Annotated in this window: 28 protein-coding genes; 5 read left to right on the top strand and 23 right to left on the bottom strand. The window is 65.0% G+C overall.

The genetic code is table 11. The annotated features are described in order from the left end of the window. Positions 1-127: 127 nt before the first annotated feature. Positions 128-751, bottom strand: coding sequence for an NYN domain-containing protein (locus M0209_RS12045; protein WP_258888508.1), 624 nt, complete (start codon positions 749-751; stop codon positions 128-130). A gap of 21 nt (positions 752-772) precedes the next feature. Beyond that, positions 773-1,522, bottom strand: coding sequence for a hypothetical protein (locus tag M0209_RS12040; RefSeq protein WP_258888507.1), 750 nt, complete (start codon positions 1,520-1,522; stop codon positions 773-775). Positions 1,523-1,602: 80 nt separating this feature from the next. On the opposite strand from M0209_RS12040, the gene M0209_RS12035 reads away from it, so the two are divergent. Next, positions 1,603-2,247 (top strand): hypothetical protein, encoded by a 645-nt coding sequence (locus M0209_RS12035; RefSeq protein WP_258888506.1) that lies wholly within the window; start codon positions 1,603-1,605, stop codon positions 2,245-2,247. Next, positions 2,244-3,143, top strand: a complete 900-nt coding sequence (locus M0209_RS12030; protein ID WP_258888505.1) for a DUF1838 domain-containing protein — start codon at positions 2,244-2,246, stop codon at positions 3,141-3,143. Before M0209_RS12035 ends, M0209_RS12030 begins: the two co-directional genes overlap by 4 nt. 260 nt (positions 3,144-3,403) lie before the next feature. On the opposite strand, the gene M0209_RS12025 is transcribed toward M0209_RS12030, so the two are convergent. Then, on the bottom strand, positions 3,404-5,902 hold the full coding sequence (locus M0209_RS12025; protein WP_258888504.1) for a TonB-dependent siderophore receptor: 2,499 nt from the start codon (positions 5,900-5,902) through the stop codon (positions 3,404-3,406). A 134-nt stretch (positions 5,903-6,036) separates the two neighbouring features. Here M0209_RS12025 and M0209_RS12020 point away from each other — a divergent pair, with 134 nt between their 5' ends. Together M0209_RS12020 and M0209_RS12015 are read left to right on the top strand one after the other, a co-directional pair. Further along, positions 6,037-6,345: a DUF1330 domain-containing protein gene (locus tag M0209_RS12020; protein WP_258888503.1), complete on the top strand. Its 309-nt coding sequence runs from the start codon at positions 6,037-6,039 to the stop codon at positions 6,343-6,345. An 18-nt stretch (positions 6,346-6,363) separates the two neighbouring features. Beyond that, the gene (locus M0209_RS12015) at positions 6,364-7,335 is read left to right on the top strand and encodes a quinone oxidoreductase (protein ID WP_258888502.1); all 972 of its coding nucleotides are present in this window, start codon (positions 6,364-6,366) and stop codon (positions 7,333-7,335) included. Between the two features lie 31 nt (positions 7,336-7,366). Here M0209_RS12015 and M0209_RS12010 read toward each other — a convergent pair whose 3' ends face one another. The 13 genes from M0209_RS12010 to M0209_RS11950 form a co-directional block, all read right to left on the bottom strand. Then, entirely contained in the window at positions 7,367-7,504 is a 138-nt protein-coding gene (locus M0209_RS12010; protein WP_258888501.1) for a hypothetical protein, read from the bottom strand. A 164-nt stretch (positions 7,505-7,668) separates the two neighbouring features. Beyond that, on the bottom strand, positions 7,669-8,913 hold the full coding sequence (locus M0209_RS12005) for an ABC transporter permease (protein ID WP_258888500.1): 1,245 nt from the start codon (positions 8,911-8,913) through the stop codon (positions 7,669-7,671). Further along, on the bottom strand, positions 8,910-9,629 hold the full coding sequence (locus tag M0209_RS12000) for an ABC transporter ATP-binding protein (RefSeq protein WP_258888499.1): 720 nt from the start codon (positions 9,627-9,629) through the stop codon (positions 8,910-8,912). Before M0209_RS12000 ends, M0209_RS12005 begins: the two co-directional genes overlap by 4 nt. After that, entirely contained in the window at positions 9,613-10,869 is a 1,257-nt protein-coding gene (locus M0209_RS11995; RefSeq protein WP_258888498.1) for an efflux RND transporter periplasmic adaptor subunit, read from the bottom strand. The genes M0209_RS12000 and M0209_RS11995 overlap by 17 nt, the downstream gene beginning before the upstream one ends. A 55-nt stretch (positions 10,870-10,924) precedes the next feature. After that, positions 10,925-11,812, bottom strand: a complete 888-nt coding sequence (locus M0209_RS11990) for a VOC family protein (protein WP_258888497.1) — start codon at positions 11,810-11,812, stop codon at positions 10,925-10,927. Next, the gene (locus M0209_RS11985) at positions 11,809-12,555 is read right to left on the bottom strand and encodes an enoyl-CoA hydratase/isomerase family protein (RefSeq protein WP_258889634.1); all 747 of its coding nucleotides are present in this window, start codon (positions 12,553-12,555) and stop codon (positions 11,809-11,811) included. Before M0209_RS11985 ends, M0209_RS11990 begins: the two co-directional genes overlap by 4 nt. Continuing rightward, positions 12,555-13,409, bottom strand: a complete 855-nt coding sequence (locus M0209_RS11980) for a polysaccharide deacetylase family protein (protein ID WP_258888496.1) — start codon at positions 13,407-13,409, stop codon at positions 12,555-12,557. Before M0209_RS11980 ends, M0209_RS11985 begins: the two co-directional genes overlap by 1 nt. A gap of 151 nt (positions 13,410-13,560) precedes the next feature. After that, complete coding sequence (locus M0209_RS11975; RefSeq protein ID WP_258888495.1) at positions 13,561-14,361, bottom strand: SDR family NAD(P)-dependent oxidoreductase; 801 nt, start codon at positions 14,359-14,361, stop codon at positions 13,561-13,563. Continuing rightward, entirely contained in the window at positions 14,358-14,666 is a 309-nt protein-coding gene (locus tag M0209_RS11970) for an REDY-like protein HapK (protein ID WP_258888494.1), read from the bottom strand. Before M0209_RS11970 ends, M0209_RS11975 begins: the two co-directional genes overlap by 4 nt. Then, positions 14,663-15,838 (bottom strand): amidase, encoded by a 1,176-nt coding sequence (locus M0209_RS11965; protein ID WP_309547065.1) that lies wholly within the window; start codon positions 15,836-15,838, stop codon positions 14,663-14,665. The genes M0209_RS11970 and M0209_RS11965 overlap by 4 nt, the downstream gene beginning before the upstream one ends. Continuing rightward, complete coding sequence (locus tag M0209_RS11960; protein WP_258888493.1) at positions 15,838-17,184, bottom strand: phenylacetate--CoA ligase family protein; 1,347 nt, start codon at positions 17,182-17,184, stop codon at positions 15,838-15,840. The genes M0209_RS11965 and M0209_RS11960 overlap by 1 nt, the downstream gene beginning before the upstream one ends. Beyond that, a complete protein-coding gene (locus tag M0209_RS11955) occupies positions 17,181-18,590 on the bottom strand; it encodes an MmgE/PrpD family protein (protein ID WP_258888492.1) in 1,410 nt (469 codons plus the stop codon). Before M0209_RS11955 ends, M0209_RS11960 begins: the two co-directional genes overlap by 4 nt. A 118-nt stretch (positions 18,591-18,708) precedes the next feature. Beyond that, a complete protein-coding gene (locus M0209_RS11950) occupies positions 18,709-19,941 on the bottom strand; it encodes an MmgE/PrpD family protein (RefSeq protein WP_258888491.1) in 1,233 nt (410 codons plus the stop codon). A gap of 26 nt (positions 19,942-19,967) precedes the next feature. Here M0209_RS11950 and M0209_RS11945 point away from each other — a divergent pair, with 26 nt between their 5' ends. Next, a complete protein-coding gene (locus M0209_RS11945) occupies positions 19,968-20,705 on the top strand; it encodes a GntR family transcriptional regulator (RefSeq protein WP_258888490.1) in 738 nt (245 codons plus the stop codon). Between the two features lies 1 nt (position 20,706). On the opposite strand, the gene M0209_RS11940 is transcribed toward M0209_RS11945, so the two are convergent. The 7 genes from M0209_RS11940 to M0209_RS11910 are packed head-to-tail and all read right to left on the bottom strand — an operon-like array spanning position 20,707 to position 26,674. Continuing rightward, on the bottom strand, positions 20,707-21,747 hold the full coding sequence (locus M0209_RS11940; protein ID WP_258888489.1) for a CaiB/BaiF CoA-transferase family protein: 1,041 nt from the start codon (positions 21,745-21,747) through the stop codon (positions 20,707-20,709). Continuing rightward, the gene (locus tag M0209_RS11935) at positions 21,747-22,925 is read right to left on the bottom strand and encodes a CaiB/BaiF CoA-transferase family protein (protein ID WP_258888488.1); all 1,179 of its coding nucleotides are present in this window, start codon (positions 22,923-22,925) and stop codon (positions 21,747-21,749) included. Before M0209_RS11935 ends, M0209_RS11940 begins: the two co-directional genes overlap by 1 nt. After that, complete coding sequence (locus M0209_RS11930) at positions 22,922-23,431, bottom strand: endonuclease domain-containing protein (protein WP_258888487.1); 510 nt, start codon at positions 23,429-23,431, stop codon at positions 22,922-22,924. The genes M0209_RS11935 and M0209_RS11930 overlap by 4 nt, the downstream gene beginning before the upstream one ends. 8 nt (positions 23,432-23,439) lie before the next feature. After that, positions 23,440-24,624, bottom strand: coding sequence for an acyl-CoA dehydrogenase family protein (locus tag M0209_RS11925; protein ID WP_258888486.1), 1,185 nt, complete (start codon positions 24,622-24,624; stop codon positions 23,440-23,442). A gap of 11 nt (positions 24,625-24,635) precedes the next feature. After that, on the bottom strand, positions 24,636-25,145 hold the full coding sequence (locus M0209_RS11920) for a MaoC family dehydratase (protein WP_258888485.1): 510 nt from the start codon (positions 25,143-25,145) through the stop codon (positions 24,636-24,638). Continuing rightward, positions 25,138-25,947: a CoA ester lyase gene (locus M0209_RS11915; RefSeq protein ID WP_258888484.1), complete on the bottom strand. Its 810-nt coding sequence runs from the start codon at positions 25,945-25,947 to the stop codon at positions 25,138-25,140. Before M0209_RS11915 ends, M0209_RS11920 begins: the two co-directional genes overlap by 8 nt. Positions 25,948-25,993: 46 nt before the next feature. Next, positions 25,994-26,674: a hypothetical protein gene (locus M0209_RS11910; RefSeq protein ID WP_258888483.1), complete on the bottom strand. Its 681-nt coding sequence runs from the start codon at positions 26,672-26,674 to the stop codon at positions 25,994-25,996. Positions 26,675-26,775 lie beyond the last annotated feature (101 nt).

Here is a 26,775-nt window from a genome sequence, read left to right as displayed (position 1 = left end):
CGGATGCGCAGACAAGTCCTCCCCAGCGCAGCGCTGGGGAGGAGTTGGTAACCCAAGCGACCACCGCCTTCCCGATCTTCCCCGGCGTGCGCGGCGGCTCGCCCTGCCGGACCGCGAAGGGGCAAGGTCAGTCGTCGCCTTCGCCATCGACCCCGTTTTCAGGCCGGTCGTCGTCTTGCCGGTGGTCGTCGTCGTGGTAATCGATGAACGGCTTGCCGACCTCGTCGAAAAAGTCGCGCAGGTCGATGAATTCGTTGACCGCGCGCTTCAGTTCGCCCGACATCGCCTGCGGCAGGCTTGCCGCCTCGACATGGATGCCGCGCCGCCGCAGCTTGTTGGCGAGATAGGCGAAATCGCCGTCGCCCGAGACGAGCACGACGATATCGGGCTTTGCCTCGAGCGAAAGTTCGAGCGCGTCCATCGCCATCAGCATGTCGATATTGGCGGCAAAAGCGGGCGGGTTGCTGTTGAACAATTGCTTGCCGCGCCACGCGACTGTCATGATCCCGTTGTTCTCGAGCGCATGGCGCAGGCGGTGCTTGCTGTCATAGGCGCGCCGCCAGCCTTCGGGCAGGTCTTCCGGCCGCCAGTCGGGCGGCAGGCCGATATAGACGACCATCTCGATCAGGTTGCGCCCGGTCTCGGGGTCGGCGAGCCAGTTCTTGAGCGCGATCAGGTCGGGCTGGAACCCGGCGTGGCGGGCGGAACGACCGAAATTGGCTTCGTCGACGAAAATCAGCAAGCGGGGCATCAATAGAATTCCTTCAAAAAATCACATCTTCGGTGGGGCGAACAGGCTGTCATCGACCGGACCGTTCACGACCGTTTTCGTCCAGTACACCGTGTTCGCTTTTACGCCATTGTAATAGAGCGTCACAATGCGCGCCTGCAACCAGCGCGGGTTCTTGAGCGCGACGAAATCGTCATAGGTCCGCAGGTGCCAGCCCTTGGGGGTCATGAAACCCATGGTGCGAATGGCATAGCTGCGCCGGTCAACGCCGAACAACGTGACGCCACCCGTCGGGTCGGTCAGGCGGACCATATAGAGTTGGTGGCTACCGACCGCGTCATCGGCGACGCGCTCGGCCTTGAAGCCCGGATTGCCCGCCCGGCGGATGATGCCGAAGCCGAAGTTCGACGCCCAGAACACATCGGCCTCGGCCTTGGGGATCACGCCTTTCTCGTTCCACGTCGTGGCGCCGTCGAAGCCGACCGTGAATTGCTGCACGCCCTTCGCCTTCGACACGATCCGCACTTTGCCCTCCGCACTGTGCGCGGCAGTGCGGCCGGGGTCGAAGACGCGCCACATGCGATAGTCGTCGGCGGTCGAACGCGGCGTCGCGCCGGTCGACCCCCAGAAGACGGCATGCCCCTCCAGCACCAGCGTCTTGGCATTCGCCCAGCCTTCGCCGCCATGCGCCTCTGCCGCGCGGGCGAGGATGGTTGCGCCGTCGGGTGCGTCCGCCGCAACGGCGGCCGCCGGAAGCAGCATCAGCAGGATGGGGAACAGCCAGCGCATCATATCTCTCGCATAAAGTTGTCCGGACATATTTGCTTTTTTTTCGAATCGGTCTAGCCCTGCCGGTCGAGGGAGAAAAGGCGATGCACGGACCGATGCTGGCACTGGCGGCGCTCATTGCGCCTGCGCTTGCCGCTGCGGCACCGCTCCCGCCCGGCATCTATACCAACGAAGAAGAAGTGTATTTCGACAAAGAGGCCAAGCGCGCCGCAGCGCCCTGGCTCGGCGTGACGGTTGCGGCGGACGGCAAGGTCGCGTTCGTCGATCTGTTCGGCAAGTCGGTCGCGGCTATCCCGTACAAGTTGGTTTCGTCTATCGAGCCATTCGATCGAATTCGCATGACCCTTGCCGATGGCCGTGTCACCGAACTCCGCCGCGCGCGTACCGCGACCTGCTGGGGCGCGGCCCCCAAAGCCGTGAAAAAGGCCGATGGCAGCGAGGACTGGGCGGGCGCGCGCGACCTGAAACTCCATGATCAGGGCGGGCGCGTCAGCTTCGGCGGCGGCACCACGGGTGCGCCCGAAGTGGTCCTGCGGATGCGGAATGTCATCTGGCCGAGCGGCCCGAGCCGCCCGAGCCTTGTCCTCTATGTCCACAAGCCCGACGCGCCGGACAAGGCGGTCAGCTACAGCTGGGCGGACCCCGGCGCCAAAATGATCGGCATTAACCTGCGCTGGATGCAGGCAAGCTGCACCATCGACACGACCAATGAGGAGAAGGCCAAGTGAAGCTCATCAAACTCGCGCTGCTCGCGACAGCAGCGCTCGGCAGCGCCGCTTCGGCGCGGATGCTCGATCCTGCCGTTCCCGCCGATGCCTTCGAGATTTCGAAGCGCGTCCAGTGCGGCGAGGCCGATGGCAAGCAGGCGGTCTATCATTTCTCGGGCAAAATCTATTCGCGGGTCGCGGGCGAACCCGACCGGCTGCTGTTCCTCGCCGAGGGGATGAACGTGCGCCAGTGCGTCGCGGTGACCGATCCGGTGCGGGGCAAGGGCTACCGCCTGGTCAGCCGCGAAGTGCTGTTCTACCTCGACCCCAAGACCGGCCAGGTGCTGCGCCAATGGGCCAATCCCTGGTCGGGCGAAACCGTCGAGGTCATGCACATCAACAACGATCCGGTGAATTCGCGTCCCAATTTCCCGATCGGTGCCGACGGCAAGCCCGCGACGTTCAACGGTCGCCGCGAAGGCAAATGGATTTTCATGCCGTTCGAAGCGCCGCTGTTCTACGAGAACCCGCTGTCGGGCGCGTATCAGGATTATGTCGGCGGCAAATACCACGCGATGGAGATTTTCGACTTTTTTGCCGACGCCAGCGACATCCTCGATACCAAGAATCCGACCGCCTATCCCGGCGTCGGCTGGGTCCGCATTTCGGACTGGATGCCGTGGATGAAGCAGCGCGGACGCCAAGGCCAGATGGTGTTCAACGCAATGGGGTCGAAGCTCAAGAGCTTCGACGAACTGCCGACGGTGATGAAGGAAGAGATCGCGAAGAACTATCCGATCTACACCGCGCCGCCGGCGGGCGACGATACCCGGCCGAATGCGACGACCTGGACGGTGTTCAAGGCCAAGGTCGACGCCGAGCGCGCGGCGGCGAAGGGCGAAGCGGGCCGCAAATAGAGCAGCGGTCGCGTAGCGACGCGCAAGCTATTTGCGGACTCCGCGCCCGCCCGGACGGCGGGTTGGCACAGCCAAGCCCGACCGACGGGTGCGGGATTTATTCCCGCGCCTTACATGGTCTTGCCGCACCAGACCGGGATTAGAATTGCATAAGCATCGCGGCAAAGCCGCGCCGTCGGTCCTCGCGCGCGAGGACGTCCGACCGTTCGCGTTCGCCGGTGGCGAGCCGGCTCGCAGCGCCGCTGCCAGCCTCGCTCCGGTCAGAACCCTGCGCTGAACACCACCCCGAAGCGACGCTGCGGCCGCAGCCCTGCCGTGAAGTTGCGGCGCAGGTCGTTGTTTGCATCGGCGTAGCGGATGATCTGGTTGATCGCCGTCTCGTTGGTCGCGTTCTTTACATAGAACTGGACCTTGAACCGGTCGTTCTGGAACCCCGCGCGAAGGTCGACGACTGCCGAACCGCCGGTCGAGGCCAGATTGTGGACCTGTGCATAGCTGGTCGAGATCACGTTGACATTGGCGCCGGCAAAGAAGTTCCAGCCGCTGCCGCCCACCGGCATACGCCAGTCGATATCGGCGAAGATGGTGTGCTGCGGGGCGCGCGGGATACGCTTGCCCACGATCGAGCCATAGGCCGACTGGCACCCTGTCACGAGCGGGAACTGGTCGCCGGTCGAGCAATTGACGAGCTGGTCGTCGAGCACGTCGTTCAAAACGCCCTGCTGCTCGTCGAAGCCGCTGGTGAAGAGCGCATTGGTAAAGGCGTAGTTGGCCGTGAAAGTCAGGTTGCGGACCGGGCGCGCCTGAAGTTCCACTTCGAAGCCCCGGATGCGCGCATTGCCGGCGTTGACGATCAGCGACACCTGGTTGGGCGGCACCGACACGTTCTGGGTCAGCTGGTATCCGGTAATTGTATTCTGGAATGCCGCGAAATTTGCGATGAGCTTACCGCCGAACAGCGTGTGCTTCATGCCGAGCTCGAAGGTTTCGACGTCCTCGGGGGCGTAGGTCGGGAAGCCCGCGACGATCGCCGTATTGCTGTTGAACCCGCCGGGCTTCTGGCCGCGCGCGAAGACTGCATAGAACAGATTGTTCGGTGTCGCCTGCCAGCTGGCGGTGATGCGCGGCGTGAACTTCTTGAACGTTGCGGTGACGACGCTCGGTGCGGGGATCGGATTGGTCAGCGTGGTATAGGTCTGCGTCGCCTGGGTGATCTGTTCCTCGGCGTAGCGGCCTTCGGCGCTGATCGAGAATTGCGGCGTCAGCTTGAGCGTAACCGCACCGAAGATCGCCTTGTTCTCGATATCGTAGTTGTTGACGTTGCGCGACGGCGCATAGAGGCCATAGTCGGCGCTCCCGACAGCCGGAACGGTCGTCGCAATCGCGATCGGCGTGAACGATCCGCAGTTGGCGATGCGCGCACAAAGCGCGGCGGCTGCGGCCGTCGCATTGGCCTGCGCCAGGGCCACTGCCCCGGCGGGGACGACGCGGGTATCGTTGGTGTCGTCGTCCTGGCGGAAATAATAGCCGCCGAGCAGAACATCGACCGCGTCGCTCTTGAACTGCAGCCGCAGCTCCTGCGACCAGTCTTTCGTGACCTGGCGGTTCGAGAAAGTGAAATCCTGCGTCGAGCGCGCGACTCCGGCATAGTTGAGCGTGCGCGGCGCAACGCCGCCAATTGCCGGACCGGTCGGCGCGGCGGCGAAGAACACCTGCTGGAAACTGTTCGCCGAATAGTCGCCGTCTGTCTTGTTGTCGGCCGTCCGCTTGTTGTAGCCGGTCAGCGAGGTCAGGGTCAGGCTGTCGCTGAGATCGACGTCGAGGCGGAACGCCGCGTTGAGCGTTTCCGAATGAAGGCCGACATTCTCGGGATCGACGAACTGGCGGCTGTAATCGCTCGACGCCTGTCGCGGCTGGATGACGCCGCAGAAATACCGGCCCTGGCCGCGATATTGCGAGCCGGTGCCATTGTCGAAATAGCAGTTGTTCTCCGCCGGACTCGTCGCGAAAATCGCGGGCTGACCGTCGTCGGTCTTGTTCCAGTTCGCCCTCAGGCTGGCGCGGATCGGGCCGTCATTGTCGTACATCAGCACGCCGAACAGCGACTTCGTCCGCTGCTTGCCGAGGCGCGACCCGTCATAGGCGTTCACGAACTCGCCCTTGTTGTCGTAATAGCGCCCGCCAAGCGACACGCCGAGACCCTGTGCGATCGGGCCGCGCACGCCCGCCGTGATTTCATAGCGGTCGCGCTCGGACAGGTCGACGCTGGCGCGCCCGGTCCAGCTGTCGCCGGGCATTTTTGAAATGATGTTGATCGCGCCCGAATAGGTATTGCGCCCGTAAAGCGCCGATTGCGGCCCCTTCACGACTTCGATCCGCGATACCGACTCCACATCGTAATCGGCGATCGACCCCGAATAATAAATGCCGTCGATGAAATAGGCGACGCCCGACTGGCCAAGGATGTTGGCCTGCCCGCGGATGACGGGGCGGTTGCCGTCGCGACCGAAGCTGTCGTCGAACACGATGCCCGGCGTCGTCTTGGTGATGTCGGCGATGCTGTCGAGGCCGAGCCGGTCGATCTGCTCCGCCGTCGCGACGGCGACTGTGGTCGGCGCGTTCTGCAGCTTTTCCTCGGTCTTGCGCGCAGTGACGATGATGTCGCCATAGCCGGTATCGGCAGGCGCGGCCTGCGCGAGCGCTGCGGCGGGCACCAGGGCCGTCACGGCAAGCAGGCTGGCTTTGATCGACGTTTTCATGCGGTGTCCCCCCAAAGGTCACATTTATATTAGCCCTAGGCTTCCATTTTTCCGATAAGTTGTCCAGACAAATTTTACCTGCTGGGCAATCGCGGCCAGCCTGTTACCCAAGTGCAACACGAAGGGGTTTCTCCATGCCGGCCTATATGATCGTCACCGCCGAAATTGCCGACCGCGAGGCGTTCATCGGCGGTTATGGCGCCGCAGCGGGCGCGCTGGTCGCCAAATTCGGCGGCAAATACGTCTTGCGCGGCCCGGGCGCGACTTTGCTGGAAGGCCATTTCGGCGACGGGGCGTCGATGGTCATATCGGAATGGGCCGACAAGGCCGCTGCCGAAGCGTTCTGGAACTCTCCGGAATATGCCGAGGTGAAGAAGCTGCGCGCCGGGATTGCCGATTGCCAAGTCTTGCTGATCGAGACATCCACGTCGATCGCAGGCTGAATCCGAGGAGAACGAACGATGGCGCGTGCAGCACGGATTACGGCCCACGGCGGACCAGAAGTGATCGAATGGGTCGATATGGATGTGCCGGCGCCCGGCCCGGGCGAAGTGCGGTTCCGCTCGACCGCCGTCGGCCTGAACTTCATCGACACCTATCACCGGCGCGGCATCTATCCGGTGGCGTTGCCGAGCGGACTGGGTCTCGAGGCAGCGGGTGTGGTCGAGGCGGTGGGCGAGGGGGCCGGTTTCGAGGTGGGCCAACGCGTCGCGACCTTCGGCCCGGCGCTGGGCGCTTATGCCACCGAACGCAATGTCGCGGCGTCGAGCCTGTTCGCCATTCCCGACGACATCGACGACGCAACCGCGGCAGCGGGATTGTTGAAAGGGTGCACGACCGAATTCCTCGTCGAGCGCTGTGCCCGGGTGCAGCCGGGCTGGGACGTGCTGGTCCATGCGGCGGCGGGGGGTGTCGGATTGTTGCTGGTGCAATGGTTGAAACATACCGGCGCGCGGGTGATCGGGACGGTCTCGACCGAAGCGAAGGCCGACGCCGCGCGCGCCGCAGGGGCGGACGAGATCATCCTCTATTCGCAGGAAGCCGTCGCGCCGCGCGTGCGCGAGCTGACCGGCGGCGCGGGGGTTCGGGTGACGTTCGACGGCGTCGGCATGGCCACCTGGGAGGCGTCGCTCGATTCGACCGGACGGCGCGGGATGATCGTGAATTACGGCAATGCCGATGCGCCGGTCGGCGGGGTCGATCTGGGAATATTGGCGCGCAAGGGATCGCTGTTCAACACGCGACCGACCCTGTTCGATTACTATGCCACACCCGAAGAGCGCGCGGCGGGGAGCGATTATGTGTGGGACATGTTCCGGCAGGGCATCATCGCGGTGACGGTCGGCCAGACCTATGCGCTCGAGGACGCCGCGCAAGCGCATATCGACCTCGAGGGGCGACGGACGACGGGGAGTACGGTATTGACCGTGTGACCCCGCCGTCCGCGCCGGACCACCGCACCGCTTAGCGGGCTGGGGTGGTGGCGACGGTCGTCTGGGCGTGGACCGGCTGCGCGATGCCGACAGCAGTCACGGCGAAGAAGGCGACCCCGATGACGATGGTGACGATGTTGGCGGCGCTCGAAGCGAGAGTGTTGTTCATGGTAAGTCTCCGTTGGTTTTCTCCGGCCCCTTGCCGGTATGCCAACGTCAATGCAGCAAGCGTGCCAATTTGAAAAATGTCGGAAATCCGTCGATTTCATTTGATGATGCAAGTGTAATATCAAGCAAGTTGGTATTTTTTCCCAACTATCGGCAGCGATCTGATCACTCGCTCCTGAGCGCCTCGATCGGCGACAGGCGCGAGGCGCGGATGGCAGGATAGCTGCCGAAGGCGAGGCCGATGAAGGCCGAGAACAGGATCGCGCCAATGGCGGTCGAGAGGCTGACGACGACCGGGAAATCGAGCGCCTTTTCGAGCACGACCGAAAGCCCCGCCGCCAGCGCTAGCCCGATGGCCCCGCCGATCACGCACAGCACCGCCGCCTCGACCAGGAACTGGTTGCGGATGTCGCTGCGTTTCGCGCCCAGCGCCATGCGGAGGCCGATCTCGCGGGTGCGTTCGGTCACGCTGACCAGCATGATGTTCATGATGCCGATGCCGCCGACAAGCAGCGAGATCGACGCGATGGCGACGAGCACGCCCTGAAACACCGACGTTACCACGCCGGTCTGCTTCATGAACTCCTCGGTGGTGTTGACGGTAAACGGGCTGATCTCGCCCTTGGGCACATTGTTGCGCGCGCGCAGCACGCGGACGATGTTCTTCTTGGCTTCGGCAAGTTCGATGCCGTCGTCGAATCCCACGAACAGGACGTGGAGGTCGTCGGGCCCCTGTGTTGCGGTGCTGGCAAAGCGTTGCCGCGCGGTGGTGATGGGGACGAGCGTCAAATCGTCGTTGTCGTTGCCGAAGGTGCTGCCCTTGCTCGCCAGCACCCCGATGATGGTGAAGGGCACACGGTTGACGCGGACGCTCTGGCCGAGCGGATCGAAGCTGCCGAACAATTTGGTCGCGACGCTTGCGCCCACGACGATGACGCGCGACGCGGTGCGGACATCGGCTTCCTCGATCAACCGACCGGTGTCGATTTCGACATTGGCGACGCGCGGATATTCGGCAGTGACCCCGACGGCCGTGGTCGTCGTGTTACGCCCCTGAATGACGAGTTGCACGGTCGAGCGCAGCTGCGGCGCGATGCCGCTGACGCCGGGAACCAGGCGCTGGATTGCGGCGGCGTCGCGCTCGGTCAGCCGCCCCCGGTCGACCACCCGCCGTCCGCCGCGGTTTTCGGGCTGGGGAAAGATGATCGCCATGTTGGAGCCGAGCTGGTTGATCGACTCCATGACCGAAAGCTTGGCCCCGTCGCCGACCGCGACGGCGAGGATGACCGCCAGCACCCCGATCATCACGCCGAGCGTGGTCAGGATCGAGCGCATCAAATTGGTCCGCAGCGCCGTCAGCGCGATCGCGATGTTGATGCCCCAACCGGCAATGGTGCGAGCCAGATTCATGCGGCCCGCCTGCGGTCGGCGACGGGGGCGTCCTCGATCACCTTGCCGTCGCGGAACAGGATGCGGCGGGCGGCATATTGCGCGACATCGGGTTCGTGCGTCACGACGATCACGGTAATGCCGTCGTCGTTCAGCCGCTGGAAAATGCCCATGATGTCCTCGGAGGTGGCGGTGTCGAGCGCCCCCGTCGGCTCGTCGGCGAGCAGCATCAGCGGCTCGGTGACCAGCGCGCGGGCAATGGCTACGCGCTGCTGCTGCCCGCCCGAGAGTTTGGCGGGGGTGTGGCCCATGCGGTCGGACAGGCCCATGCTAGCGAGGGTCTTTGCGGCCCGCTCGCGGCGTTCGGTGCCGTTCAGGCCCGCATAGACCAGCGGGGTCGCCACATTGTCGAGGGCGGTGGTGCGCGCGAGCAGGTTGAACTGCTGGAAAACGAAACCGATCTTGCGGTTGCGGATTTCGGCGAGTTCGTCGCTTGAGAGCCCGCCGACATCGACCCCGTCGAGCAGGAGCGTGCCGCTGGTCGGCAGGTCGAGCGCGCCGATCATGTTCATGAAGGTCGATTTGCCCGAGCCGCTCGCGCCCATGATCGCGACGAATTCCCCGCGCGCGACGGTCAGCGAAACATCGGCGACGGCATGCACGGTCTCGCCGCCGAGGACATAGTCCTTCACGAGGTGGCGGGTTTCGAGGAGCGGAACCTCAGTTGGTGTCGGCATCGTCGCTCTCGTCGGCGGCGTCCTCGTTCACGGCTTTCTTGACCTTCGATTTGCTCCGCACGACGACCTTCTCGCCGGGTTTCAGGCCGGACCTGACTTCGACGAAATCCTCGCCTTGTAGCCCCAGCTTCACGAGGCGGCGTTCGGGTTTGTAGGGATCGGCCGCCGCAACGAAGAGATAGGGCGTTCCCGGCGCCGGCGCCTTGCCCTTGGGCCGGTCGCTGGTTTTGGGTCGGAAGCGCAGCGCCGTTGTAGGCGCGCGAACGACGTTACGCACGATTCCGGTGATGATCTCGACGTTCGCGGTCATGCCCGGGAGCAGCTTGCCGTCCTTGTTGTCGACATCGAGAATAACGAGGTAGCTGACGACGTTCTGCGTCTCGGTCGCGGCCTTGCGGATTTGGCGGACGGTCGCCGCGAACGTCTCGCCGGGGTAGCTGTCCACAGTGAACCGCACTCCTTGGCCGTCGCGGACCTGCCCGATATCGGCTTCGTCGACCGACGCCTCCACCTGCATGCGCGTGGTATCGGCGGCGATCTCGAACAGGTTCGGCGTCTGGAAACTGGCAGCAACGGTGGTGCCGGGTTCGACCAGCTTGTTGATGATGACGCCCGACGCCGGGGCGATGATGGTCGTGCGGCTGAGGTCGAGCAGTGCCGACGACAGCTCGGCACTGGCCTGCGCGATCTGGGCACGGGCGCTGGCGACCTGTGCGGCGGCGGTGCGGGTGCCCGCGCGGGCGGAGGCGAGCGCGCTCGATGCCGTGTCGAGGCCCGATTTCGAAACGAAACCGCGTTCGGCGAGCTGCGCGCGGCGGCTGTATTCGCGCTCCTGAATCAGGATATCGGTGCCGGTGCGCGAGACCGAGGCCTGCGCCTGTGCGAGCGCCGCCTGCGCGGTCGCAACCTGCGCGCGCGCCTGTTGCGCGCGGGCATTCAGCCGGGTGGGGTCGATGCGGGCCAGCACCTGTCCTTTGGTCACCGGCGAATTGAAATCCACGTAAACGTCGGTGATCTGGCCCGACACTTCGGCCCCGACTTTGATCGTATTGAGCGCGCGGAGTTTCCCCGACGCCGTGACACGGCGCACCACTTCGCCCCGGTCGGCGGCCTGCGTCACGTATTCATATGTTTTGGGGGTCGGCTTCAGGACCATGTAAAGCAGCAGCAGCGTCGCAATGCCGATGGCAATCGACCATTTCGGGTGTGCCCTTATCCACGCACGTATCCGTTCGAACATTGGCAACCCCGGTTGATTTTAAGGTGTTTTAGCGGGGTAGGACAGTCGCGGCTAGTCAGATTTCGACCAATTCCAGCAATTCGCCCGCCAGCCCCCGCACCGTCGCCGCGCGTCTCCCCGCATAGAGCGCACCTGCCCGCGCCACCGGCGGGGCGATCCAGTCGAGGTCGAGCGCGTCGAGGTCTTCCGCCGCCAGCGTGACCATGGCGTTCCCCGGCACCAGGCTGCCCGTGTCGCAGGGGCGCACCGTGGCGGCTTCGGGGTAACCGTCGATCTCGACGATCGGCATCCGGCCCTTTTGCGCCATGGTGATCGTCGAGAGATGGTCGTCGGGCAGGCCGAACGCCTTGGAAATCATCGTATAGGGGATGGTGTAGTCCGCGCCGATATCGAGATGCAGCCGCTGTGCGTACCAGTCGAGCACCGCTGGCCGCTCGGCGCAGGCGAGGATGACGATGAACAGGCGGTCGACCGGCGACTGCGCGGGCGGCAGGTCGCTCGTCGGCGTGTTGCTGCGGACTTCGTTGAGATAGACCATCTCGCGCCCGCGCCCGAGCATCTGCATCGCAACGAAATAGGGCAGGCCGGGGATTTCCTTAGGCGCGCCAACGATGTCGAAGCCCGATCCGGCGAGTTTGGCGGGCCAGCCGAACACATCCTGCACGGTGATTTCGAAGGCGGCCCAGCCGTAGGTGGTCGTCGGGACGAAGGCGGGCGGCAGCGGCTGTTCGACAAGGCGGATGAACGCGCGGGAGCCGCTCTGCGGTTGGAGGATGGCGTAGCGCGCGCCGGTGCTTGCGGGCGCGGCCCAGCTCGTGGCGAGGTCGGCGGGGATGGTGCCGCTTTCCACCACCGACAGGCCCAGCGTGTCGCGATAATCGGTCAGCGCCGCGTCGAGATCGGGCACCGTTGCGGTGCCGCAGAGGATTTGGCCGTGGGTCATTTGAAGTCGGCTTTGCGCTTCCCCAGAAACGCGGCGACCCCTTCCCTGAAATCCGGCCCTTCGAAGGCTTCGGCGAACATCGCCAGCGTCTCGGCATCGTCGGCGGCCTGCCCGTCGAGGATGCGCCGCACGATATGTTTCGACTGGCGCTGGCTGTGCAGCGAATTGCCAGCGATGCTGCCCAGCAGGTCGTCGGGATGATCGGCGATCAGGTCGATCAGGCCGATCCGTAGCGCTTCCTCGGCCCCGATCAGATCGCCGGTGTAGAGGATGCGCTTGGCCTGTCCCGGCCCGACGAGATCGACCAGCAGCTTGGTGTCGTGGAGCGGATAGACGAGGCCGAGCTTCGCAGGCGTAATGCCAAAACGTGCGCGCAGCGTCCCCACCCGGATATCGCAGGCCAGCGCCATGCCGCAGCCGCCGCCGACGCAATCGCCGTCGACGAATGCGACCGTCGGACGGTCGGCGCGGGCAAGCGCCAGCTGTGCCGCATTGATCGCCCGCTGGTTCGCCCCGCGCCACGCAGGATCGCCGGCATGGGCGGACAATTCGCCGATGTCGGCCCCCGCACAGAACAGCCCCGCACGCGCCGATGTGAGCAGGATCGCGCGGACGTGTTTCTTGCCCTCGGCTTCGGCGACGAGCCCGGGAATGCTCTCGAACATCGCCGTGTTCATCGCATTGCGCTTGAGCGGCTGGTCGATCAGCAGCCGCGCAATCCCGCCGATGACTTCCATCCGCATCACGGCAACACGACTTTCGCGATTTCGTGGCGCGTCGCGAACCAGACGCCGTCGTGGCCGCGCACATGTTTCAGGAATTCGTCGAGCGCCCAGATGCGGCCCGGTCGCCCTATGATCCGCAAATGCAGGCCGAGCGACATCATCTTGGGATCGCCCGCTTGCCCCTCCGCATAGGTCCAGTCGAACGCACGCCGGGCATAGTCGAGCCAGTTGGCGGGCGTATAGGCGGGGTCGCTCCACATCTTCATGTCGTTGGTGTCGAGTTGATAGGGGACGATGGCAATCGGTTTTCCCGCCACCGTGGACGAATCGACGAACGGCACGTCGCCCGAATAATCGTCCATATGATAGGCGAAGCCCTCCTCGATGAGCAGGCGCCGGGTGTTGTCGGTGTGAAAGTAGCGTGACAGCCAGCCATAGGGGCGCGTGCCCGTCGAATCTTCGATGCTAGTGACGGCCTTGCGGATGAAGTCGCGCTCGGCGGCTTCGTCCATCTTGAACTGGTGGACCCAGCGATAGCCGTGGCTAACCGGCTCGTCGCCACGCACGCGGATGGCGGCGGCGATGTCGGGGTAATTTTCTAGGCTGAGCGCCGCCACCGTCCAGCTCGCGCGGACATCGTGCTTGTCGAGCAGGGCGACAACGCGCGGCGCGCCTGCCTTGATCCCGTAGAGGTAATTGCTCTCGTTGCCGTAATTGCGGATCGGCGACTTGATATGGATGCCGAGCTCGTCGACCGGTTCCATTCCCCGGTCGCCGCGCGCAACGGTCATCTCGCTGCCTTCCTCGACGTTGACGACGATGGACAGGGCGATTTTGGCAGCGTTCGGCCAGTCGATGCTTTCGGGGATCATTTGTTGCACTTATGATCGGGAGGAATGCATGCCATCCTGCATGGTTTTCCTTTCTTGCAAGGCGGCGCGAGCAGACGTTTTCCGTCACAAGCAGCGGTCGTGAGTAGCGCCATTACGAGCAGGCCAACTGGCGCGGCTTTGAACGTTTTCATCAATGCATCTCCTCCCCGCCGCTGACGTTGATCGCCTCGCCGGTGATGTAGGCGGCGTCGTCGCTCGCCAGCCATGCACACGTTGCGGCGGTGTCGCTGGCGAGTCCGGGTCGCCCCATCGGGTTTTTTGCCGCCATGTTTTTGAGGTACGCGGCGACGCTGTCGAAGCCGAGCAGCCGCGAGAAATACTCGTTCTGGTCCGACCCTAGGCCCGTCGTGACATGGTTCGGGCAGACCGCGTTGACGGTGATCCCGTGTGCGCCAAGTTCGATTGCGCTGGTCCGCGTCAGGCCGATCATACCGTGTTTCGACGACACATAGCTCGCCATATGCGGGAAGCCGGTCTTGGCCGCCTGCGACGCGATGTTGATGATCCGCCCGCCGTTCTTGCCCGCGATCATCGCGCGCGCCGCCGCCTGGGTGCAATAGAATGCCCCCGACAGGTTGACCCCGATGACGGTGTCCCAGTCGCTCGGCTCGACGTCGAGCAGCGGTTTCATCATGAACCCGATTCCCGCGTTGTTGACGAGAATGTCGAGCCGCCCGAACGTCTCGACCGTCTTTCGCACCAGCGTCTGGCACTGCGTGACCTTGCCGACGTCGCAGGGAATGGTCGCGACCTTTACTCCGCGCGCCGACAAGTCGGCGGCGACGCCTTCGGTCTCGGGCGTGATGTTCTGGTCGCTGACGACGCAGTTCGCGCCTTCGTCGGCAAAGCGGCGCAGGATGGCCTGGCCGAGGCCACGCTCGCGGCCCGAGCCGGTGACGACGACGGTCTTCCCCTCGAAGCGCTTGGTCACAGCTCGTCCGACGTGATGAAGACGGGGTCGTCGGCGTAGTTCCGCATGTCGGCGGCGAGCGCCTGCACCACCGGTCCCGCTGCTTCCTCGCCGAATAGCGCGACATCGCCGATCTCGATGATTTCGATATAGGCGTAAGGCGACGGGTCGCCGCTTCCGAGGATGCCGGTCGCGCGCTGGACATGATAGCCGCTGACCGATTTCAGCGCGCGGACGCCGGGGATGTCGGTCCCGCGCGCCCATGCTTCGTACGCCTCGACCGAGACGCCGGGTTTCAAATTGAACAGGACGATGATCTTCATCATTTTTCTCCCTTGAGGTGCGTATCGAGCATTTCGGCGACCGCGAAAAGGCGGTCTTCGCTGTGCGCGGGGCCGACGATCTGGACGCCGACGGGCATGCCATCCTCGTCCTCGCCCATGGGAATCGCCAGCGCAGGCAGGCCTGCGACACTGGCGAGGCAGGTGAAATCGGCCTGGTTGGCGGGGGGACGGCCATGCGGGAAGGCGGCTTGCGGGGCAGTGGGCATCAGGAGGATGCCGTCGGTGCCGAGCGCATCGGTCAGAGCGGTGCGGGTGTCGGCGAGGATATCGGGGCGCGGTTCCTGATTTTCGGCATAGTCGAGCATGAAGTGCAGTTCGGGCGAAATCAGCTTGGCACGCGTATGCCGCAACGCGCCGAGTTCGCCGATCAGATAGCGGCCCGAAGCGATAAAGCCCGCGAGGCGGACGTCGGTGACGGGATGGGGGAGGGTGAGTTCGAGCGATGACTGGCCGAATGCGGCCAGCGCGCGAGTGTAGGCAGTCTGGACGGCGGATTGGACGGTGACGTTGGCGAGATTGGCGATGGTGAGAACCCTGTGCTCCTGCGAAAGCAGGAGCCTTGAAGACGGTCGAACGTTCGCGTCGCCAAGGCTCCTGCTGTCGCAGGAGCGCATCGCTTCCCACACCCGCTCCAACACCGCCAAATCCTGCGCCAGCGGCCCGATGCAGTCGAGCGACGGTTCCAGCATCGCGAGGCCATCCTGCGACACCGCACCGTGCGTCGGTTTCAGCCCGTAAACCCCGTTATACGCCGCCGGAATCCGCACCGAACCCATCGTGTCGGTGCCGAGCGCCGCGTCGCACAGCCCCGCCGCGACCGCAGCGCCCGATCCGCCCGACGATCCGCCGGGGGTATAGCCGATGCGCCTTCCGTTTTCGGTCCGCCCGTAGAACGCATTATCGGTCGTCGCGCCGAGTGCCGCTTCGTGCATGTTGAGCGTCCCGGGGATCTTCGCGCCCGCCGCGCGCAGCCGCGCCACGACTTCGGCATCGCGCAGCGCGATCCGGTCATGGAACAGGCCCATCCCTGCCGTCCACGGCAGCCCCGCGACCATGATGTTCGACTTGATACCGATGCTCAGGTCGGACAGCGGGCCGGTACCGGGCGCGGCATCCGGGTCCAGATCCACAAAGGCGTTCCAGCGGTCGTCCACTAAACGCCCCGCTCGTCGATCAGACGGATCGGCTTTTGCCGACTGTCGATCTGCGTCGCTGCCGCCGTCCCGCCCGGCGGGCACAGTGCGACCGCGACTTCGACACCCAGCCCCTGTCGCAGCAAGGCAATCAGTTGCGCCTCATCGGTTCCGCCCCGGCTTTCAATCGTCACCACCATGTCGTCGCGCCCCTCGGTGCGGGTCAGGTGGCAGACATACTCACCCGTCAAATCGCTGCGGTTCTCGATCAGAGATGCGATGGCGTGGGGGAATAGGTTGATGCCACGCAGCTTGACCATGTTGTCGCTGCGTCCCTTGAACCCGGCGATGCGCTTGAAGGCGAGCGCGCCGCGCCCCGACAATTCATGCGTGATATCGTGCGTGTTGAACCGGATGCAGGGCGCGATATCGTCCTTGAACAGGCAGGTGACGACCATGTCGCCGGTCTCGCCCTGCGCGACCGGCGTGCCGTGATCGACGTCGAGCAGTTCGAGATATTGCGCGTCCTCCCACACGTACAGCCCGTCGCGGTCGGGCCCCTCGCCCGCGATGCTGCCGGTGTCGCCGACGCCGTACCAGTCATAGGCTTTGGCGCCGTGCCAGGCGGCTTCGGTCGCGGCACGGTCTTCGGTGCCAAGGTGGCCGATGATCATCTTGAGCTTGATCCGGTCGAACAGCTTTTCCGCCTCTGCGACTTCGGCCAGCTTGCGGATGTAATCGACGAAGCCGACCATCACCGTCACCCCGAAATCGGCCATCAGATTGACCTGCGCGGCGCTCCGCGTCTCGATCCCGGTGCCCGCTGACAGGAACAGCGAGTTGGTGAAATGCGTCACCGCCTCGCGGATGTAATGCCCGCCGTTGATCATGCCGTGTCCGTACACCGACTGGACGACATCTTCGGGCCTCAATCCCATCCAGCGATACATGCGCCCGACGAGCAAATTGGTGATCTCGCGGCCTTTGGGGCCGAACAGCAGCGGTTGCGGGCGGCCTGTCGTGCCGCTGGTGGTGTGGAAGACGACAGGATCAGTGCCGCGCCCGCTGAAATCGCCATAGGGCGGATTGGCGGCGACCGAGGCCATCAGGTCGGTCTTGTCGTAAACCGGCAGCTTCACGATGTCATCGAGGCTGCGGATATCGCCCGCCTCGATCCCCTTCGCGCCCCACAGCCGCTGATAGAAAGGGATTTCCCAGCCGCGCTTCATGAGTGTGGCGAACCGCGCCTCCTGCAGCGCGCGGAGTTCGTCGGTCGACATGGTGCCATAGGCACCGACCAGATCGAGCGGGTAGTCCGCCAGCATCGCCTTTGCATCGAACGCTTCGAAATAGGTCGGGTAACTCATTGAGGCTCCGTGGCGTAGGCGAGGGGGGCGTCGAAAATCCGCGGGTCGGCATCCGGCGCGAGCGCGCGGCACAAATCGTATTTGGCGGCAGCCTGCGCGGGTGACATTGGGGCAGCGGGGCTGCCGAGCGTGGCCGGGATCTGGCGTTCGATAACGCTGCCGTCCTTCAGCGTGACGACCAGTCGCTGCGGCGACAGTGCGTTGCCGTCGGGGTTGCCGTCGAGCACGACCTCGACGCGGCGTGCCAGATTTTCATCGGTCTCCGTCAGGCGGGGGTCGATGATGCCGTCGCGCAGCATCAAGGGCGCAAGGAACGCGAGGCAGAGCCGGTTGTAGCTCATCGGCGCATCGCGCTTGAAAGGTCGCCCGACGAGGCGGTGGATCAGCGGCGAGGCGTGGAGGGTGATGGCTTTGATGAAATCCTCCCCTAAGCGCAGACTTAGGGGAGGGGGACCGCGCCGCGTAGACGGCGTGGTGGAGGGGCGAGCATCCGTCAGACTATGCGCGAACCGGTCGTCCGCTCGCCCCTCCACCACGCTTCGCGCGGTCCCCCTCCCCTGCGTCTCCGCGCAGGGGAGGATTTCATCGCGCAATTCCTGCAACGCACCCAGCGCACCATGGCTCGCGCGGCCGCTGGGGAAGGGTTTGATGCTGACTTCGGCGATGCGCCACCGCGGGCCGGGGGTGTAGCGCGACAGGTCCAAAGGCTCGATCAGCGCGCCATAACCGAACGGCCCCTCCAGTACGTCATGCGGCCCATCCAGCCCCGCGCGTACGAGATCGACCGCCTGCACCGCCGCCTGCGCGGCGCGCCCGATCTGCAACGGCAGTGCCACCGACGCCTCGACATGCGCCTGCATCGTGCCGCCTGCGAAGCTGTAGGCGAGGCCGAGCACGTCGGCGAATTGGTAGCGCGACAGCCCTTCGAGCCGAGCTACTGCCAGTGCTGCGCCGATCACTCCGGCGGTGGCGGGGCGGAAGAACTTCATCGGGCCGGTGGCGCACAGACCGAGGCCGCTGGCGATATCGACGCCGACCGCGAGTGCGGTGAGAAATTCGTCAGGATCGCTGCCGCCCGCGCGATCCGAAGCCGCAAGCAGCGCCGCTGTCACCACCGACAGCGCATGGACGACGGCGGGCTCGTGCACTGCATCCCATTCGAGGCAGTGAATCGCAAAGCCGTTGAAGAAGGCGGCAGCGGGTGCGGGCGCGGTGCCGCCGGAGAGAAGGCGGACTTCGGTGCCTTCTCCGATCGTTGCGAGCAGCTTCACCGCCTCGGGCGAAGCCGCCCCTGCCGCTCCGCCCGCGAGCGTATCGGCGAGCAGGCGTTCGGCATCGGCGCGGACGGGCGGGGGCAAGGCGTGCGGACCGTGTGCGAAGTCGAGGATGGCGGTGGTGTGGGTCACGCCGTCTCCTCTTGTTCGAGCGCGAGCGAGAACCCCCTTCGAGCGCAGCGAGAACCGCTGCGGTGCAAACCTCGCTGACGCTCGGCGGGGCTTCTCGCTCGCGCTCGAAGAAGAAGACTCACGACAGCCACTCCTCGAGCATCGCCACAATCGCCCCGGCATCGTCCCCGCGCAGCGCGAGGTCGGCGGCGCGGTCGGCTTCGCTGGGGGGCAGGCCGCCCCATTCGGCGAGCATGTGCATCTTGGCGATAATGTCGGCCTCGCCGACGGGGCGTTCGGGGTCTCCCCGTGTGTCAACCAGCTCGAAGCCGTTCAGCCGAGCCCCAAAATGCGCGGGGTAGCGTGCGGTGATTTCGGGGGCTTCGGCGACGGTCACTTGCGCGCGCAACGGGGCGAGCGCCGCAATCGCTTCGGGCGTGAAATCAGCGGGAGTCGCATTGCGACCGTCGGCGATCACCGCGATGGCGTGCTGGAGCGAGAATTTCGCGTCGGTCTCGGTCGTCGGGTACGGCTTGTCGCAAAAGGTCAGCGCGTCGGCATAGGTGTCGAGCGTGTAGGGCGCGGACAGCTTGCCCGCCGCGCGCAATTCGAGCGCGCAGTCGATGGCGGGGTGTGCGTGGCGGCACGCGGCCCAGGGCTTGAAGCTCATCTCCTCGATCCGCCAGCCGGGGCCGAGGACCATGGGTTTGGGCTCGCGACAAGTGGCGGCGTAAAGGCCTTGCGGCCCTTCGAGAATTGCAAGTGGACCCGAAACTTGGTCGATAGCCGCCCAAGTCGCATCAACACCTGTTCGCATCGCATGATGCGAATGCCACTGTTTTGAGCGCACGTCGTCGTGGCGCAAGTGCCACAGCCCCCCACTCACCGACCCCGCGTTTGCCAATGCCCAGCCAGTTTCGGCTTCGTCCAGCCCCGCTGCGGAGGCGCAAGTGGCTGCGCTACCGAACACGCCGGCGGTAGCCGTAGGGTGCCAATGCGCGTAGTGATAGGCGTCGAAAGTCGCGCCGACAGCAACCATTGCTTCGTAACCGCGCGCCGCAGCGTCGAGCAGCACGATCAAATCTTTCTCAACGAACCGGAACATGAAGGCGCTCGGCCATATGACCGGTCCGGGATGAAGCAAAGCGCTCCGGTGGACATCGTCCATTTCCAGGACATTTCCCAGAAATGGTGGCTGCCACATCCGAAGCGGCTCGCCGAGCATTTCCCGCCGTCCGAGCATCGAACCCCGCGCGCCCGCCACACACGCCAGCCAGTCGAGCAAATGCAGCCGCGCCTTTGTCCGGACATTCGCAGGCACCGGGCGTTGCAAATGGCGGGCAAGCTGCGCGATAAGCGGTTCTGCGGTCATCGGTTACAAACCGCCGGGAGACAGGGGTGCCCAACAGAGCGAAGCGGAAGCCCCGCTATCTGGAGCTTGCCGACGAACTGCGCGCCGAGGTATTGGCGGGGGCGTTTCCCGACGGATTTCCGACCGAAAGTACGTTGTGCGCGCGTTTCGGTGTTTCGCGCTTTACTGTGCGCGAGGCGCTGCGGACGCTGTCGGGCGAAGGCCTGATCGAGCGCAAGCGCGGGTCGGGCACAGTGATCCAGCCGCCGAGTGCGCGCGGCGGGGCGCTGCACCAGCCGCTGTCGAACGTCGGCGAGTTGCTCCAATACGCGCGAGACAGCCGCTATGAATTCGAACGCCTGCCGACCGGCGGCCTGCCGCGCGCCTATGCCGAACAGCTCGGCATGGTCGCGGGCGGGCGCTGGTTCCGTTTTCGCGGCGTCCGTCTGCCCGCCGGCGGCGGCGATGCCATCGCGCTGACCGAGGCGTTCCTCCACCGCGATCTGGAAGACGTCGTCGATGCGATCCGGCCCAACGCGGGCGAGACGATCTTCCGACAGGTCGAACAGCTCGCGGGCGTCAAGGTCGCGCGGGTGACGCAGGATATCCAGGCGTGCGCGGCGACCGGCGACCTTGCGCTGGCGCTGGGCATCGCGCGCCGCAGCCCGTGCCTGCGCATCCTGCGCTGCTACCTCGACGAACAGGGGCGCGTGTTCGAGATTTCGGCGAGCCATCACCCGGGCGACCGCTTTGCCTATGCCATGCATATCGAGGTGGACGGGTAGCTCAGCCATCGGCGAACCGGATCGCAGGCCCGATCATGTGCCCGCCGTCTGCTTCGACCAACAGCCCGCGTTCGGCGATGTGCGGCGCGTCGAGCGCTTCGCGGAAGTCGAGGACGGGCGCGAAAGCGACGTCCTTGTCGGCGAACCACGTCACCCATTCGTCGCGGGTGCGGGTGGCGAAGGTGGCGCGGAGGAAGTCGATCAGCGGGCCTTGTTCGCCTGCCGGGGCGCTGCCCATGGCGATCAGGTCCGGACGGTCGAGCGCGGTCAGCAGATTGCCGACGAACTTTTCCTCGCGCCCGCCGAGCACGATGTGCCGCGCGTCGGACGTTGCGTAGACTTGATAAAACGCCGCGCCCCCGAGCGAACGCTGGCTGGTCGAACGCGGTGCATCGCCGCCCGCAATCGCGTTGCCCGCGATATGCGCGCACCATGGCAACAGGCTGTCGAACATCGCGCAGTCGATATAGTCTCCGCGCCCGGTCTTTTCGCGCCCGATCAGTGCCATCAACACGGCGGACAGGCCGGTCAGTCCCGCCGCCAGATCGGCGCTGGGGACGCCGGGGACGACCGGCGTGCCATCCGGCCCGTCGTTGACCGACAGAAACCCCGCCATCGCCTGCGCCGCCATGTCGTGCGCGGGGTGATGTGCCAGCGCGCCGCTCTGGCCGAACGCAGAAATGCTGCAATAGACGATTGCCGCATTGCGCGCCGAAACCGCCGCATAATCGAAGCCGAGCCGCGCCATGACGCCGGGGCGGAACCCCTCGACAAACACGTCCGCCGTGTCGATCAACGCCCAGAGCGCGTCGCGCCCCGCGTCCGATTTCAGGTCGAGGCGACGGCAGCTCTTGCCGCGATTGAGGTTGCGGAACCAAACCGACTGGTCGCCCTCGAACGGCGCCTGATCGCGCGCGGGATCGCCCGCCAGCGGCTCGACCTTGACGACTTCGGCCCCCTGGTCGGCCATCATCATCGTCAGCATCGGCCCCGGCAGGAACAGCGACAAGTCGACGACCCGGATGCCGGAGAGTTTGCCCATCAGATCGTTCCGCTGGCGCGCAATTCCGCAATTTCGGCGCGCGTGAATCCGGCCTCGTCGAGCACCGTATCGGTATCCGCGCCCAGCTTGGGCGAGGCACGGTTCGGCAGGCGTTCGCCACCCACCTTGATCGGGTTGGACAGCACGCGCAGCGGCCCCTGCGGGTGATCGACCGTGTCGATCATGTCGATCATGCGCGGATTGTCGAGCGCCTGTTTCAGGTCATAGACCGGCGCGACCGGCACCTTGCCGCCCAGCACTGCCTCCCAATGCGCGGTCGGATGCTGCAGGAACACGCCGTCGAGGATCGTCGTCAGTTCGGCGCGGTGGTCGAAACGCGCCTCCATCGTCGCGAAACGCGGGTCGGTCGCCAGATGCGCGACACCCAGCGCATCGACGAGCAGGGTCCAGAACTTGCCCATCTGCGCCATCACGAACACCCAGCCGTCGGCCGTGCGGAACGTCTGGCTGGGGGTGACGCTCGGGTGCGCCGAACGCGGGGCGCGGCCGACGACATGGCTTTCGTTGAGATACCAGAGCGCGGGATAGCTGGTCTGGTGAAGCGCCGCATCGAGCAGCGCCACATCGAAATCGCGGCCCTTGCCGGTGGCGCGCGCCTCGATCAGCCCGCTGAGCGTCGCGGTCGCCAGCATGGTGCCGGTAATGAAATCGACCATCGACAGGCCGAACCGCGTCGGCGGCGCATCGGGTTCGCCGGTCACCGACATGAACCCGGCCTCGGCCTGCATCAGGTAGTCATAGCCCGGCCAGGACGCGCGCGGGCCGGTGCGGCCATAAGCGCTGGCGTGGACGCACACGACTTTCGGATTGATCTGGCCCAATGCGGCATAATCCAGCCCGAGCTTGGCAGGCAGATCGCCGCGCGCGTTGTTGGTGACCGCATCTGCGGTGGCGACCAGCCGGTGCAGCACCGCTTTGCCTGCAGCGCTGCGCGTGTCGAGGGTCAGCGAGCGCTTGTTGAGGTTGAACGTCTGGTAGAACAGGCTGTCATCGTCGCCGAGGAAATACGGCCCCGTCGCCCGCGCGCTGTCGCCGCCTTTGGGTGGCTCGATCTTGATGACCTCTGCCCCCAATTGCGCGAGGAACATCGTGCCATATGGGCCTGCGCCGTACTGTTCGGATGACAGGATGCGGGTGCCTGCGAGGGGGAGGGTCATCGTTCCACTCCTGGCGCTGCGCGCCGTCCTCTCCGCGAAGTGGAGAGGATTGAACCCTCTCCACTTTGTGGAGAGGGCGACCGCGTAGCGGTCGGGAGAGGCAGTGCCAGTTCGGCGCGAATGGCCTCCACCACCGCATAGATGCTGAACAGCACCTCATTGTTCCAGAAGCGCAGCACCCGAAATCCATCACGTTCAAAGCGGCGCGTTCGGCGAAAATCGTAATTTATGGTTTCGCCATGCTGGCTGCCGTCGACCTCGACGATCAGCTTGGCGGCGATGCAGACGAAGTCGGCAATAAATGGCGGTTTGGGATGTTGATTCCGGAATTTCCACCCGTCGAGACGGCTGGCCCGCAGATACTGCCATAATTTGTCTTCGGCCTCAGTCGGTTCCCGTCGCATCAGGCGCGCGCGACCGACCAGCGTGGAGGGCGCAGGCTGTTCCTCTCCCGGCTTCGCTTCGCTTCGCCGCCCTCTCCGCACAGCGGAGAGGGTTTTGAACATGCGCTCCCTCAAATCCGGTGCTCCTTCAGCCACTGCTTGGCGACGATCATGCGTTGCATTTCGTTCGTGCCCTCGCCGATGCACATCAGCATCGAGTCGCGGTAAAAACGTTCGATTTCGTATTCTTTCGAATAGGAATAGCCGCCGAAGATCCGCATCGCGGTCTGGCTGTTGTCGACCGCCGCTTCGCTCGCGAAATACTTCGCCATGCCCGCCTGCATGTCGCAGCGTTCGCCGCGATCGTACGCCTCCGCCGCGTCGAAAGTCAGCAGCCGCGCGGCGCGGGCGCGGGTCACCATTTCGCCCAGATACAGCTGGATCGCCTGATGCTCGGCAATCGGTTTGCCCATCGTCTGGCGCATCTGGGCGTATTCTGTGGCGAGGCGCAGCGCCCCTTCGGCCAGCCCGACGCCGCGCGCCGCGACGTTGATACGGCCGAGTTCGAGGCCGCCGGTCGCCTGGAAGAAACCCTGCCCCTCGACGCCGCCGATGAGGTTGTCGGCAGGGATGCGGTAGTCCTCGAAGATCAACTCGGCGCTGTCGATCGCGTGATAGCCGAGCTTGTCGAACTTCTTGCCCGTCGTGAATCCTGGCCCCTTGGGCGCGATCATCATCGACATGCCCTTGTAGCGCGGGTCGGCCTTGGGATCGGTCTTGACCAGCAGCGCAAAGCAGCTGCCGTTGATGCCGTTCGATATCCACGTCTTGGTGCCGTTGATGACATACTCGTCGCCGTCACGCACAGCGGTGGTGCGGATCGCTTGCAGGTCGGTCCCCGCATTCGGTTCGGTCAATGCGAGGCCACCGCGAATTTCGCCGCTGGCAAACTTCGGCAGCCATTTCATCTTCTGCGCGGGCGTCCCGAAGCGTTCGACCGCACACGCCATGATCAGGTGCGAATTGAAGATGCCGGTGATCGCCATCCAGTAGGACGCGATATGCGCGACGATCTTCGCATAGGTGACCGCCGGCAACCCGAGCCCGCCATATTCCTGGCCGATGGTCGCGCCGAACAGGCCCATTTCGGCCATTTGCGCGACGAGTTCCGCCGGCCAGATATCCTCGTGATCGTGCTTCATCACGACCGGGCGGACTTCCTTTTGCACCCATTTATCGATGGCATCGAGGAAGGCGGCTTCCTCGTCGGGGTCCATGGCAGGGCGCGAAGTATCGAGAGCGAGAGCGGTGGCCACTTATTATCTCCTTAGTCGTCAGCCGGTCCGTGGCCACGCTTCCACACCAGCACGGTGCGCTTGTAGGTGCTCACAACCTTGCCGTCCTGATTCTTGCCGATGGTTTTGAACGTCACGATCCCCTGGTCGGGGCGGCTCTTGCTCTCGCGCTTGTCGAGCACTTCGCTCTCGGCATAGAGCGTGTCGCCGACGAACAGCGGGTGCGTCATCCGCACTTCGTCCCAGCCGAGATTGGCGATGGCTTTTCCGCTGGTGTCCGAAACGCTCATCCCCGTCATCAGCGCGATGGTAAACGGGCTGACGACGAGCGGCTTGCCGAACTCGGTTTTCTTCGAGAATTCATAGTCGAAATGCGCCGGATGCGTGTTCATCGTCAGCAGCGTGAACCAAACGTTATCGGCGTCGGTGATCGTCCGGCCTGGGCGATGTTCGTAGACATGGCCGACTTCGAATTCCTCGAAATAGCGCCCCTGCACCTCGCGGAACCGCCCGGGGGCAACTTCCTTGACACCGTCACGCATTACCCACTCCCTGTAGTGCCAATATTCTGCGGTAGCGCGCCATCACCGGCGCCTCGAGCATCTTGCCGTTCCAGCGCACCGCGCTTTCGCCCGCCGCCGCATACACGGCCTCGGCGTCATGCGCTTCGGCGATCTGTTCGGCAGTCGGACGCATTACGCGGTGCACGACCTCGATATGTTTGGGGTGGACCACCGATTTTGCCGTGAACCCCATGTCGCGGACGCGCGCGACGTCGTCGGCAAGGCCGTCGAGATTGTCGAGATCGAGATACGGCACGTCGATCGACGGCACTTTGGCCGAGGCACAGGCCATCGCGATATGCGCGCGCGCCGCGTAGAGCGCGTCCCACGACATCGCGACGCCGAGTTCGCCCGCAAAGTCCGCGCCGCCGAGCATGACCCCGCCAATGCCGGGCGACGCCGCAATGGCGTCGGCGTTGCGAAGTCCTTTAACCGTTTCGATCAGCGGGAGCAGCGCAACTGCGGGCAGCACGGCATGGACGATCTCGATCTCGGCAACCGCCTCGACCATCGGGATCATGACGAAGGGCGGCGCGGTCCCGGCAGCGGCAATCGCGACCAGATCGGCCAGCCCTTGCCGGGTGCGAACACCGTTTATGCGAATGCCGAGATTGGCCGGTGCCATTGCTGCAAGCGCAGCGTCCCGCGCTGCGTCCTTGTCAGCAGGGCCGACCGCGTCCTCGAGGTCGATGGTCACAAGGTCGGCACCCGACGCCAGCGCTTTCCCGAAACGCTCGGGGCGACTGCCGGGGACGAACAACAGGGATTGATAGGGTTTCAATTCAGCTCCTCAGGTCCGCCCAATTTGTCCGGACAACTTACATCGGTCAACCCGGTTTGACGACGCCGAGCCACGAAGTGACGATCAGCAGCGCATAAACCGCCCATACCCAGTAGCGCGTGTTGTTCATGACGCGAAGCAGCGGAAGTTCGGTCGCCTCGCTCGATCCCTCGGCCAGAAGCTTGCCGAGCAACGGACCCACCGGCTTGAACGTCACGTCGATCATGATCGCAGCGGCAAAGATCAGGCCGAACAGCAGCGCCTTCCACGCCAGCCAGCCGACCGCGATGGGATGACCGGTCAGCACCGATTCGACGCCGAGCCACAAATAGGCGGCGCACAGCAGGTAGCGCAGCCACCCCTCCCATTGGCGGTTGCGCGCGGCGCGGGGCGTCATGTCATGCGTGTGCGCGTCGAACACCAGCCACAGCCAGAACGCCGCGATGGCCCAGGCCGCGCCGACGATGGCAACCGGCACATCCCACCAGCCCCCTGCGTAGGACACCGTCAGCGACAGCGGCACCATCAGCGCCCAGGCGGCGCGCGGGGTCAGATCGACGATCACGAGGAGTTTCAGCAGCGCGATCCGCTGGTCGAGCGTGTAGGTCTCGCGCTTCCTGAAATGCTGGCCGAGCAGGAACACCCCGACATCGGCACCCAGCCACAGCACGAACAGCAGCAGGTGGACGTAAACCAGCGTCGGATAGGCGTATTGGGCAAAATCCATGCCGCACAAACTCCTTTCGGTCCCTTGACAGGGGAGCCTAGCCATGAAAACTTGTCCGGACAAATTATAAAAACAACACTGCCGGGCAGGGGCAACAGCCG

The sequence above is a fragment of the Sphingomonas sp. SUN039 genome (assembly GCF_024758725.1).
In the GTDB taxonomy this organism is placed as follows: domain Bacteria; phylum Pseudomonadota; class Alphaproteobacteria; order Sphingomonadales; family Sphingomonadaceae; genus Sphingomonas_O.
The sequence above is the reverse complement of the archived record's forward strand: the minus strand, read 5'-3'. Positions and strand labels throughout refer to the sequence as shown.